Origin of the sequence: Mycobacterium sp. G7A2 (assembly GCF_041902445.1) — a bacterium.
In the GTDB taxonomy this organism is placed as follows: Bacteria; Actinomycetota; Actinomycetes; order Mycobacteriales; family Mycobacteriaceae; genus Mycobacterium.
Genome location: NZ_CP169251.1, coordinates 3,181,844 through 3,193,668, shown reverse-complemented (window position 1 = coordinate 3,193,668; position 11,825 = coordinate 3,181,844). Strand labels below are relative to the sequence as shown.

General features: G+C 68.6%; 9 protein-coding genes. 1 reads left to right on the top strand and 8 read right to left on the bottom strand.

Going from position 1 to position 11,825, the window contains the following annotated elements; genetic code table 11:
• Window positions 1–208: 208 nt before the first annotated feature.
• Window positions 209–751: a hypothetical protein gene (locus tag ACEWX3_RS15205; protein ID WP_221357726.1), complete on the top strand. Its 543-nt coding sequence runs from the start codon at window positions 209–211 to the stop codon at window positions 749–751.
• Window positions 752–1,261: 510 nt separating this feature from the next.
• On the opposite strand, the gene ACEWX3_RS15200 is transcribed toward ACEWX3_RS15205, so the two are convergent.
• The 8 genes from ACEWX3_RS15200 to ACEWX3_RS15165 all read right to left on the bottom strand — a co-directional run bounded on the left by ACEWX3_RS15200 (window position 1,262) and on the right by ACEWX3_RS15165 (window position 11,784).
• Window positions 1,262–2,092, bottom strand: a complete 831-nt coding sequence (locus ACEWX3_RS15200) for a L,D-transpeptidase (RefSeq protein ID WP_374156993.1) — start codon at window positions 2,090–2,092, stop codon at window positions 1,262–1,264.
• 896 nt (window positions 2,093–2,988) lie between these two features.
• Window positions 2,989–3,873, bottom strand: a complete 885-nt coding sequence (locus tag ACEWX3_RS15195; RefSeq protein ID WP_221357721.1) for a metal ABC transporter permease — start codon at window positions 3,871–3,873, stop codon at window positions 2,989–2,991.
• Complete coding sequence (locus ACEWX3_RS15190; RefSeq protein ID WP_374156992.1) at window positions 3,873–4,613, bottom strand: metal ABC transporter ATP-binding protein; 741 nt, start codon at window positions 4,611–4,613, stop codon at window positions 3,873–3,875. The genes ACEWX3_RS15195 and ACEWX3_RS15190 overlap by 1 nt, the downstream gene beginning before the upstream one ends.
• Window positions 4,610–5,545 (bottom strand): metal ABC transporter substrate-binding protein, encoded by a 936-nt coding sequence (locus tag ACEWX3_RS15185; protein WP_374156991.1) that lies wholly within the window; start codon window positions 5,543–5,545, stop codon window positions 4,610–4,612. Before ACEWX3_RS15185 ends, ACEWX3_RS15190 begins: the two co-directional genes overlap by 4 nt.
• Before the next feature lie 97 nt (window positions 5,546–5,642).
• Entirely contained in the window at window positions 5,643–8,135 is a 2,493-nt protein-coding gene (locus tag ACEWX3_RS15180) for an AMP-binding protein (protein WP_374156990.1), read from the bottom strand.
• Window positions 8,132–9,181 carry an ABC transporter ATP-binding protein gene (locus tag ACEWX3_RS15175; RefSeq protein WP_221357714.1) on the bottom strand — a complete coding sequence of 350 codons (1,050 nt, stop codon included), beginning with the start codon at window positions 9,179–9,181 and terminating at the stop codon, window positions 8,132–8,134. Before ACEWX3_RS15175 ends, ACEWX3_RS15180 begins: the two co-directional genes overlap by 4 nt.
• Complete coding sequence (locus ACEWX3_RS15170; RefSeq protein WP_221357713.1) at window positions 9,178–10,770, bottom strand: iron ABC transporter permease; 1,593 nt, start codon at window positions 10,768–10,770, stop codon at window positions 9,178–9,180. The genes ACEWX3_RS15175 and ACEWX3_RS15170 overlap by 4 nt, the downstream gene beginning before the upstream one ends.
• Window positions 10,771–11,784 carry an iron ABC transporter substrate-binding protein gene (locus ACEWX3_RS15165; protein ID WP_207067114.1) on the bottom strand — a complete coding sequence of 338 codons (1,014 nt, stop codon included), beginning with the start codon at window positions 11,782–11,784 and terminating at the stop codon, window positions 10,771–10,773.
• Between the last annotated feature and the right edge of the window lie 41 nt (window positions 11,785–11,825).

The following is an 11,825-nucleotide window of genomic DNA, read 5'->3' as shown; positions in this document are numbered from 1 at the left end:
CAGTCGATTTCAGACACGAACTGGTGTCAACCCATGTCCAACGTCACCATTCGGAAACGGCGTGGTGCGGCGTGTTCCACCAGCGCTCTGTGTGTCGATAAATTGACGGCGTCGTTCTGGGGATCGTCATGAATGGGTGTGGCAGACATGCTGCCGCATCACCCGGAACGAGAAGACTGTGGAGTGTAGATGAAGGAGTTGGTGGATGATGGCGGTCTTTGATCGACTCAGCATCAGAGTGGCTGCCGTCGGTGCCGGGCTGTGCGGCATCGCCCTGGCGTTGAGCCCCGGCGTGGCGCAGGCAGGCGGATACGACTGCCTGCAAACCACCGCGGGTGAAGCGCCTGCGGCGGCAGGAGCAGGCGCGGGAGGGGCGGGAGCCGGTGCTGCGGCATGCGCTCCGATCTCTGAAATGTCCGGTGTGCCAATCCTGCCCGGTCCGCCGGTGGCGCCGCCTCCGGTGATTCCGCCCGTGGCCCCGCCACCGGTGGTACCCCCGCTGCTGCCGCCGCCGGTGCCGCCAGTGGTGCCCCCGCTGCTGCCGCCTCCGGTGGTGCCGCCGGTTGTTCCGCCGGTGGCGCCGCCTCCGGTCATCCCGCCGGTGGCCCCGCTGGTTCCGGCTGCCGGCGCTGTCGGCGGTCTTCCGACCAGCACGATGGGTGGTCTTGCCGGCAAGGGAGATATGACTGGTCCGGCACCGAGCGGAGCCCCGGCACCCGGCCAACCGATCGCACCCGGCCCAGCAGCCTGATTCGAAACGACACTCGCGGCTGGCGGCCCGTCCCGAAAGGGGCGGGCCGCCAGTCTTTTCGAGCGTTGTAGGCCAGTGTTCGACGCCATGCCGGAGGCCGGTCCTGGGCGACACCAGGATCTAGGGCACGACGCCAAGACCCACCGTGACAACGATGATGGTGGCGCGACGGAACGTGTTGGGCGCAAACCCTGTTGCGGGCCATCGGCGGCCGGATGCGGCGTACCTGACTGGCACCGGGACCTCGCGACACCAATGCCGAACCCGGGAAACGCAACCCGACATCACATCACCGTTCATCGCACCGCACCGGTTGTCCGGAGCCCAGCCATCCTGATGGCCTCTAGCAGCGCGCCGGTCACACAGGCGCGAGCGACGAGAGCGCCGCCGCCGGGCTCGGGGCTTGTGCCGGTCACACCGACGCAAGCGGGGCGCTCCGAGGCGTCGGCCGATTCGCGGCGTCCTATCGAGGCGCAGCCGCCACCGCGGATGCGCCATTCACGAAGGGATTCAGCTTGATACGGTCCGGGGGACCTCGACGCCGTTCTCCCGAATGATGATCGGGTCGCCGACGTTGACGGTGTTCAGGTACCACTCGGCGTCCTCGGTACTCAGTCCGATGCAGCCGTGGCTGGTGTTCTCGTAACCCATCTGATTGATCGCCCACGGCGCCGAGTGCACGAAGAGGCCTCGATGAGTGAACCGCACGGCGTACTCCACGTCGAGCAGATAGCCATCGGGGGAGTTGACGGGGATGCCGACGCTGCTCGAATCCATCGTCACATCCCGCTCCTTGGCCAGAACGGAGTAAATCCCGACGGGCGTGGGGTATTCCGGACGTCCCATGGAGGCGGGGAAGACGCCGTTCTGCCCCCAGTTGGGCCGGTGGTGGGGCGCCGGAAGTTCTGACGGCGGCTTACCGTCGATGGTCACGGTGAACGTGTGCTTGGACAGGTCAGCGACGCCGATGACGGCCGGTCCCGTGTCGAAGTTTCGTGTGGGCAGGTTGCTCACCGACAAGGCCACCGTGCTGTGAGCCGGCCAGAACTCGTCGGGAACCCACTGCACGACATTGCTTTCCACCCATTCGAACCTGCCTGTCATCGGCGGTTCGGATTTCACCTGCAACGCGCGTTCGGTGGCCCGCCGGTTGACCACCGGCCCGTCGAAGGTGACCACCAGGGGATGAGCGACGCCCACGACCGCGCCCTCGGCGGGTAGTAGTGATTCGACATCGAGCTGGGGTGACCAACTCGCTGCGCTACTGGTATTGGCCGGCCCCGCAACCGCACTCGCGGCCATGATGCCCATGACGAGGACACTCCGAACTGCCACGCGCATGGGTCTCCGCATCCTTCCGAAATTTCAAGATCGTCAATGTCTGATGGTATGCGTCAATTCGGGTTTGCCGAAAGCCGTTGAGCCCCTTCGATTCGGTCAAGTGTTCGTCACGCTTCGGCAACGGCGCCGTCGGGAGCCGCAGCGGAGTCCCCGGGAATCCCGTCTGACCTCTCTGAGCGAAGGGATGGGCCCCTCGCGTCGAGACCGACGTGAAGGTTGCGCGGTACAGCTCGGTCGGTGGTGGCGGGAGCCCTGGGGTCGATCTCGCCTCGAGCAACGGCTGGGGGCCGGGAGACCGACAACCGCCGACGGGCCAGCCGAAATTGCCGCGCGAGTCGACACAGGCTTTGCACAGGAAGGGCACAGCCACGGTGACTGGCGCGGCGAGATCACTCTGGGGGAGGCTTGATCGAACGCGGCCACCCGTTCACATATCCAGGAGGTGCAGCATGGCCCACGACAACCGATGCACCAGTTGCCGCCGTCGACCGCAGCTTGCCGATTCCGTCCTGTGCGTGGCCTGCGGTCGTCGCAGCCTGCAAGCGTCGCTCACACGCCTTCAGCAGCACAACGGCCGGCAGGCCGACACTGTCGGAGCTCGACAGGACCAGGAGCACCTTCGGCGCCACGCGGCCGGCTGACCACCGCCATCGACCCGCTCAGCGGTTGGCGTGCCAGCGCCAGATCACAAATCCGAGAGCGAACATCACGAAGCTGATGAGCAGCCCGAGGGTGACGTAGTCATACCAGCTGTGTAGCCCGTACCGATCCATCGGATCCTCCTTGCCCGGCGTTGCTGAGCGGTCCTGATCTCAGGTTTCCCGGCCGGGCGCACCACGTACGCGACCTTGACGGTTTCTTGACACCCTGAACTCAGGGGGCGCGCCGGATCCTGCTCACCTGGCGGCCGACGCGTCCACGCCGGGCGCGCCGGGGGCAGGCTTCCGCAGCCGCGCGGTGACGACCCCGCGCCGGGGATTGAACAGATAGACCAGCGTGAACACGATGCCGTTGACCAGGACCACCATCGGCCCGGACGCCGTGTCGAGGTAATAGCTGGCGTAGAGACCGACCATCGCGCACAGTACGGCGAGGCCGGGCGCGATGAGCAGCATCCTGGCGAATCGGTCGGTGAGCAGATAGGCGGTCGCTCCCGGGGTGATCAACAGCGCGACGACGAGCACCACCCCCACCGCCTGCAGCGCGACCACGGCCGTCAGCGCCAGCAGGCCGAGTAGCACCGCACCCAGCCGTCGCGGGTTCAGACCGATGGCGTGGGCGTGAATGGGGTCGAAGGCGTAGAGGGTGAAGTCGCGGCGCTTGGCGACCAGCACGGTCAGCACCCCCGCGCCGATGACCACCACCTGGATCAGATCCGAGCGCGAGGCCCCCAGCAGGTTGCCGAAGATGATGTGGTTGAGGTCGACGTGGCTCGGCGTCACCGACACCAGCGTGAGCCCGAGAGCGAAGAACGTCGTGAACACCACCCCGATGGCGGCGTCCTCCTTGACCCGACTGGTGTCGCGCACCACGCCGATGAGGGCCACCGCCAGGAATCCGCAGATCACCGCGCCCACCGCGAACGGGACGCCGGCGACGTAGGCCAGCACCACCCCGGGCAGGACCGAGTGCGAGACCGCGTCACCCATCAGGGACCAGCCGATGAGGACCAGCCAGCACGACAACGTGGCGCACACCACCGACGCGGTGAGGGTGATCAGCGTGGCCCGCACCATGAAGTCCAACTGCATCGGCTCGACCAGGAAATCGACGACACCCATCAGCTCTCCCGGCTTTCGCCCAACACGTCGATCCCGAACGCCCGGGCGAGATTCTGCGGCTGCAGCACCTCACCGGGCGCGGCGTGCATCAGCACCGTACGCATCAACAGCACGGCTTCGTCGGCCAACCCGGGCAGGGCCTGCAGGTCGTGCGTGGACACCAGGATCGTCGCGCCGCCGGAGGCGAGGTCACGCAGCAGTCGGCTGATCGTGGCTTCGGTGCGCTTGTCGACACCGGCGAAGGGTTCGTCGAGCAGCAGAACCGAGGCGCCCTGGGCGATGCACCGGGCCAGGAACGCTCGTTTGCGCTGTCCACCGGACAGCTGACCGATCTGGCGGTCCCGGTAATCGGTGAGTTCCACCCGCTCGAGCGCATCCGCGACCGCGGCCCGATCCGCCGGGCGGGTCCGCCGAGTGGGGCCCATGTGGCCGTACCGCCCGGTCAGCACGACATCGCGCACCGACAACGGAAACTGCCAGTCGACGTCCTCGCTTTGCGGCATGTAGCCGATGAGCCCGGCCCGCCGCGCCGCGGCGGGGCTGCCGCCGTTGATCGCCACCGTGCCGGCGATGGGCCGCACGATGCCCATGATCGTCTTGAGCAGGGTCGACTTGCCCGAGCCGTTCATGCCGACCAGGCCACACACCCGGCCCGAGCCGATGTGGACCGTGGCGACGTCGAGGGCGGGGACCGAGCCGTACCGGACCGTGACGGAATCGACGGCGATCGCCGGCGTCACGGTGTGCGGCTGGCCGTCAGCGCCGCGGCGATGGTGTCGGCGTCGTGGCGGATCAACTCGAGGTAGGTGGGCACCGGGCCGTCGGCGGCCGACAGGGAGTCGACGTACAGGGTGCCGCCGTAGCGAGCGCCGGTGGCCTCCACCACCCGCTGCATCGGCGCGTCGGACACCGTCGACTCGCAGAACACGGCGGGCACCGTGTTCTCGGCGACGAAGTCGATGGTCGAGGCGATCTGCTGCGGCGTCGCCTGCTGTTCGGCGTTCACCGGCCAGATGTATTTCTCCGTCAATCCGGTGTCACGCGCCAGGTAGGAAAATGCGCCCTCACAGGTCACCAGCGCGCGTTGCGAGGTCGGCACCGCGCGCAACTGGTCGACCAGATCGTCCTGGACCCGCTGCAGCTCCGCGCGGTACCGCGCGGCGTTGGCCTGGTAGTCCGCGGCGTGTTCAGGGTCGAGGTCGGCGAACGCCGCCGCGGCGTTGTCGGCGTAGATCTGCACGTTCAGCGGCGACATCCAGGCATGCGGATTGGGTGAGCCGGCATAGGCGTCCGCGCTGATGCTGATGGGCTCGATACCGTCGCTGAGCACCACATGCGGCACGTCGATGTCGTCGACGAACTGGGCGAACCACGCCTCCAGATTCAAACCGTTGTCGAGGATCAGATCCGCCCTGGCAGCCTTCTTGATGTCGCCGGGCGTCGGTTCGTAGCCGTGGATCTCGGCACCGGGTTTGGTGATGGACTCGACCTTCAGATGCTCCCCGGCGACGTTGGCGGCGATGTCGGCCAGCACCGTGAAGGTGGTCAGCACGACCGGTCGGCCGCCGTCCTGCGAGTCACCGTCCTGCGGATTGCCGCCCGGCGCGCACGCGCACACCACTGTGGTGGCGAGCACCATCAAGATCGCCGCCACGCGGCGAGGTCCGATCATCACACGCAATACCTGGGGTTTCGGGGGCTGTTATCCGATTTTTCGGGTAGCCGAAAATATAGCGGCGGCCCGGACGGGGCCGCAACCAGGGCAGGTCCTACCGGGAGGCGGTCGCCGCGTCGGCCGTCTGCTCGTCGCGGCTCACGCGGTTGCGCAGCAACGACACCGCCTTGGTGAGCAGGATCCCGACCACCAGAGAGGCGAGCACCCCGGGCAGCGGGTGTCCGTCGAACAGCGCGTAGACCTGGTAGTGGGTCAGGTAGGTGAACAGCGACGCCTCGGCGAGCCATCCGGCGAGCATCGACACCCCGGCGGGACAACGGATCGCGGGCAGCCAGATCAGCAGCGTCAGACCCGCGAACACCAACACCGTCCGATAGGTCTGATCGAAGTAGCCGTACAGGCCGATCGCGAGGACCGCGGTCACCAGGGCGCGCTGCCATCCCGCCGACGCTTTCGCCGCCGCCCAGCCGGCCGCGAAGAACCAGAAGGTCAACACCGTGAACATCGCCTGATAGCCGAGCCCCAGGCCCAGCACGTCATAGCGCAGAGCCATGCCGAGTGCCAGGAAGGCCATGGCGACCAGGAACGGGCGTCGACGCTCGGCGCGGTCGGCGACCGGCCACCAGAACACCACGGCGAGTGCGACCAGAATCCACACCAACGCCTCGACGAACCACAGCCGGCCGGCCGTCATGCTGCCGTCGGGGCCCAGGATCTTCTGCAGCAGAACCAGATTCGTGGGGTGATAATCGTCGGTGAGCGCAAGCATCAGCGCGATCCACAGGATCGAGGGCACGGCGATCCAGGCGATCGTCGAACGCAGGTGACGGATGCGGTCCCGGCGTGGCAACGGGGTCAGACAGAAGCGGCCGAAGTTGTATCCGGCAACTCCGAGCAGCACGTGTGCACCGCCCCACACTTCGAACAGCTCGGCATGCGATCCGACGATCAGCACGATCGCCACGGCGCGCAGGGCGACGCTGGTCTCCATCGTCGAGGCCCACCACGACCGTCGACGGGTCGGCTGCGCGGTCGACTCCAGGTCCGCGATCGGGCGCCGGTGCCAGTCGGGCGGCAGATGGCCGAGTGCCCGCTCGAGCCGCACCGACAGCGCGACGTAGGACAGTGAGTTGCCGCCCAGATCGACGAAACTGCGATCGCCGGTGACGTCCCGCGGATCCAGGTGCAGCGCCTCGGCGAACACACCGCGCAGATCGGCCCGCTCCGTCGGCGCCGGCTTCCGGCGGGCGAGTTCGCGCACGGCCTGGTAATCCGGCTTGTTCGAGGCGGTACGCGGCAGGGCGGCGACCCGTACCGCCGTCACCGCCGCCGGGGGGAGCCCGGCGACGTCCGCGGCCGCCCGCGACACCTCCGATTCCCCGGGCGCACCGGAGTAGGCGACTGCGATCCGGTCACCGTCACCGGTACACATCGCGGTGACGCCCCGACCGCGCAGCTGCGCCTCGAGCTGCTGGAGGTCGATGCGCAGGCCGTACATCTTGACGAAGCGGCTCGCGCGGCCGATCACCTCGTAGAGTCCGTCGGCGCCTCGCCTGGCGATGTCGCCGGTGCGCAGTTCCGTCAGGGCGCTGCCGCGCGCCAGATCGGCCCGGTCCTGCGCGTACCCCATCATGACGTTCGGGCCCTGGTAGACGAGCTCGCCGGATCCGTCGTCCCAACCTTCGACAGGGTCGATCCGAAATGACCCGCCGGGAATCGGCCGGCCGATCGCGTCCGGCCGCGACCGGGCGAGTTCCGATGGCAGGTAAGCCATTCGGGCGGTCGCCTCGGTCGCGCCGTACATCACGAAAAACCGCCAGCCGGACCGTTCGCCGAGTTCGGCATAGGCTCGCACCCGTTCGGGAGCCAACCGTCCACCGGCCTGGGTCAGGTAGCGCAGGTCGGGCAGATCCATGTCGGCGAAGCCCACCCGGTCGAGCAGATCGAACGTGTAGGGCACCCCGGCCAAGGACGTACCGCGGTGACGCCGGAACAGCTCCCAGAACTCGTCGTCGACCACCGACGTGTCGGTCAGGATCAGGCCCGCCCCGACGAGCAGGTGGCTGTGGATGACCGACAGGCCGTAGCAATACGACATCGGCAGCGTGGTGGCGGCCCGGTCGGTGTCGCGCAGTTCCAGGTACTCGGCGATGGCGCGGGCGTTGGCGAGCACGTTGTGCGCGGACAGCCGCACCAGTTTCGGTGACCCGGTGCTGCCCGAGGTGGACAGCAGCAGCACCAGATCGGGGTGCAGAGGGCGGGCGGATCCCGGGGCGGCCGAGCGGATCTCCCGGATACCGTCGCCGTCGATGACGACGTCCGGGGCGTAGGTGGCGATGATCTCCGGATGCGGCCGCCCGGCCGGCATCGGCAGCACGACGTGCCCGGCGGCCAGCGCACCCAGATAGTGCACCAGGGTGTGCAGGTCATTATGGGTTTCCAGCAGCACCAGCCGCCGCACTCCGGCCAGTTGCGTGGCGACCGCAGCGACCCTGGCAGCCAGATCCAGGTAGCTCAACTGCTCGGTCCGGGTCGCCACCGCCAGACGCTCACCGTGGCGGGACAGCCCCTCGACCAGACCGTTCATCGAAAGACCACACCACTGCCCATCACATCGATGTGCACCTTGGTGTCGACCGCAGGCGGGTCGATGCTGTGCTGGCGCACCGTGATCGGGGCGGTGTCGCCCCCCGGATCGATGGTGAGCAGCACGTCATGGCCGAGGAACTCACTGGCGATGACGGTGCCGACGCCGGCCTGTCGCTCACTGTCGGATACCTCCGTACCCATCAGCTGCTCCGGTCGCAGCATCAGTGTTGCCGCCCCGTCGTCGACGGGCGGGTCGACGGGCACGCCGCCCAGCACGCAGTCGGCCACGCCGGAACGGACGGTGCACGGCACGAACACGCACTCGCCCAGGAACTCGGCGGTGAACCGGTCCACCGGGTGGCGGTACACCTCGCGGGGGCTGCCGACCTGGGTGAAACGACCGTGTCGCATCACCGCGACCCGGTCGGCGATCGACATCGCCTCCTCCTGGTCATGCGTCACGACCAAGGTGGTGACGCCCGCTGAGGTCAGCAGCTGGGCGACGGCCTTGCGGGTGGATGCGCGCAGTCCCGCGTCCAGCGCGTTGAACGGCTCGTCGAGCAGCATCAACTTGGGGCTGCGGGCCAGCGCCCGCGCCAGTGCCACCCGCTGCTGCTGGCCGCCGGAGAGTTGGTGGGGACGCCGGGTGGCGAACGCCGGATCCAGCGCCACCGTCTCCAGCAGTTCGGCGACCCGTCGACGCACGGCACCACCGCGCCGCACTCCGGGGAGCCCGTAGGCGATGTTCTGTCCGACGGTCAAATGGGGGAAGAGCGCACCGTCCTGCGCCACGAAGCCGACCTCGCGCCGGTGGGCGGGCACGAACACCCCGGGACCGGACACCACGGTGCCGTCGATGGCGACGCTGCCCGCGTCCGGGGTTTCGAATCCCGCGATCAACCGCAACAACGTGGTCTTGCCGCACCCGGACGATCCGACGATCGCGGTCGTCTGTCCCCGGGGCAGGTCGAGATCGATGCCGTCGAGGACGGCGGCCCCGCCGAACGACTTCGACAGACCCTGCACCGTCGCCGCGACGCTCATACCGACGCCGCCTTCGTGGACTGGCGGAACAACACCATGGTGACCGGCATGGCCAACAGCACCATGACCAGGGCGTACGGTGCCGCCCCCGCATAGTTCAGCTCGCTGGACAGCGACCAGAAACCCATCGCCAGCGTGCGTGTCCCGGTCGGGGCCAACAGCAGGGTCGCGGTGAGTTCGGTGGCCACGGCGACGAACACCAGCGAGGCGCCGGCCGCCGCCGCGGGGGCGGTCAGGCGCAGCGTGACCCGCAGGAACGTCGCCCAGGGCGCCACACCCAACGAACGGGACGCCTCTTCGAGGCCGAGGGGGACCTGCGCCAGGCCGGCTCGCACGCTGACCAGCGCGCGGGGCAGGAACATCAGTACGTACGCGCAGACGACCACGACGACAGTCTGGTAGAGCGGGGGAGCCACCCGGATCGTCACCGTGACCAGCGCCAGCGCCGTCACGATGCCGGGCAGCGAACTCGTCACGTAGTTGGCCCCCTCCACCGTGCGGGCCAGGAAGCCTTCGCAGCGCACCGCCACCCAGGCGACCGGGAAGGCCAACACGGTCGTCACCACCGCCGCCACGGCGGCCAGGCCGATCGTCTGGGTCAGCGCCTGCCCGATCGAGCCGAGGGTCCACACGTCGACCCCGCCGATCCACAACCAGCGCGCCAGCGTCCACAGCGGCACACCGAGAGCCAGCAGAGCCAGCCCCACCAACGCCACCAGCGCGGGAATCCGGTTGCGGCCCAAGCGCAGTGGCACCACTGTCCGCGCAGCGCCGCTGCCCACCCGGGCGAGCCGCGCGTTGCCCCGCGCGCCGGCTTCAGCGACCAGCAGCACCAGGCAGCACAGCACCAGAACACCAGCGAGCATGCTGCCGGCCGGCCCGTCGAAGGTGGCCTGGAACTGCTGGAAGATCGCCGTGGTGAAGGTCTCGAAGCGCAGCATCACGAACGCCCCGTACTCGGCGAGAAGGTGCAGCCCGATCAGCAACGCACCGCCGAGGATGGCCAACCGCAACTGCGGCACCACCACCCGCACGAAGACGCCGACCGAGTTGGAGCCCAGCGCGCGCGCCGACTCCTCGACGGTGGGGTCCAGCCGGCGCAGCGTCGCGGCAGCGGGCAGGTAGATGAACGGAAAGTACGACAGCGTCGTGACCAGCACACCGGCCCCCAGCCCGTGCAGCGACGGGACGATCCCGAGCCAGGCGTAACTGTTGACGAACGCCGGCACCGCCAGCGGCGTCACCAACAGCGGGCGCCACACCGCCCGGCCCGCAACGTCGGTGCGCTCCACCAGCCACGCCGCCCCCACCCCGACCACGATGCACAGCGGCACTGTCAGCACGACCAGCGACAGCGTGTTCACCAGTAACTCGCCGACACGTGGACGGACGATCAGGGCATAGGCCTGATCCCAGCCGGTGGTCGCGAACGCCCAGGCCACATAGCCCAACGGAATGAACGTGGCGGCGACCAGGACCGCGACGGTGGTGGAGATCAGCGGGCCGGGACGACCCGCCCCCGGCCGGGACCCGGCCGGGGGACGCTGCGGTGCCGACTCGAGGTCGGGTGACGTGGCCGGAGCGACCACCTACAGCAAACCGTCCTGGGTCATCATGTCCGACACCGCCTGCGCATCGAGATCAGACGGGTTGACCGCCGGAGCCTGCAGGTCGGCCAGCGGCGGCAGCGCCGGATTGGCGGCCACGCCGCTGGCGACCGGGTATTCGAAGGAGGTGCCGGTGCGCAGCACGTCCTGGCCGGCCTTGCCGGTGACGAACTGCAGGAACTGCTGAGCCTGGTCCTGCTTGTCGCTGGAGGCCAGCACCCCGGCGCCGGAGATGCTGACAAAGGCGCCCGGGTCCTCGTTGCGGAAGTAGTGCAGCTGGGTGTTGCCGCTGATCTCCTTGGTCTCCGCCTGATCGCGGAACCAGTAGTAGTGGTAGATGATCCCGCCGGCCACCTCGCCACTGTTGACCGCTTTGAGCGTGGTGATGTTGTTGTCGTAGATCTTGGCGTTGGCCTTCATGCCCTCCAGCCACTGCTGGGTGACCTCGGGGCCTTCGAGCTCGAGCAGCGCGGCCACGATCGCCTGGAAGTCGGCCTTCGCCGGCGGCGCTCCCCACCGGCCCTGCCACTCGGGCTGCTGCAGGTCCAGCATCGAGGCAGGCAGCTGCTCAGGGGTGAGCAGGTCGGTGTTGTAGGCGAACACCGTGGCGCGGGCGGCGACACCGGTCCACTTGTTGCTGGCCGGCCGGTACTGGGCCGGAACCTGCGCGACGACCTCGGGGCTGATGTCGGCGAAGAGGCCTGCCCGCTCGACGGCGGCCATGGCGGGGGAATTCTCGGTGAGGAACACGTCGGCCGGCGAGGCGTCCCCCTCGGCCACCAGCTGGTTGCCCATCTCGGTGTCGCCGCCTTGGCGGTAGGTCACCGGGATGCCGGTCTCGGCGGTGAACGCCTCGATCCACTCCTTGGTCAGCGACTCGTGCTGGGCGCTGTAGACGAGCAGTTCGTCGCTCTCGCCAGAGCTCGAGCAAGCAGCGGTGCCCAATGCTGCGGTGAGGGCGACGACTGCGGCGATCCGACTCCAACCTGCGCGCATGCGGGGGCCTTCCTTTCCCGCGCCCTACTCAGACGCTTTAG

Bases quoted from the DNA above. Each gene is read 5' to 3' on its own strand.
- ACEWX3_RS15205 (WP_221357726.1), top strand. From the start codon at position 209: ATGGCGGTCTTTGATCGACTCAGCATCAGAGTGGCTGCCGTCGGTGCC.
- ACEWX3_RS15200 (WP_374156993.1), bottom strand. From the start codon at position 2,092: ATGCGCGTGGCAGTTCGGAGTGTCCTCGTCATGGGCATCATGGCCGCG.
- ACEWX3_RS15195 (WP_221357721.1), bottom strand. From the start codon at position 3,873: ATGGGTGTCGTCGATTTCCTGGTCGAGCCGATGCAGTTGGACTTCATG.
- ACEWX3_RS15185 (WP_374156991.1), bottom strand. From the start codon at position 5,545: ATGATCGGACCTCGCCGCGTGGCGGCGATCTTGATGGTGCTCGCCACC.
- ACEWX3_RS15180 (WP_374156990.1), bottom strand. From the start codon at position 8,135: ATGAACGGTCTGGTCGAGGGGCTGTCCCGCCACGGTGAGCGTCTGGCG.
- ACEWX3_RS15175 (WP_221357714.1), bottom strand. From the start codon at position 9,181: ATGAGCGTCGCGGCGACGGTGCAGGGTCTGTCGAAGTCGTTCGGCGGG.
- ACEWX3_RS15165 (WP_207067114.1), bottom strand. From the start codon at position 11,784: ATGCGCGCAGGTTGGAGTCGGATCGCCGCAGTCGTCGCCCTCACCGCA.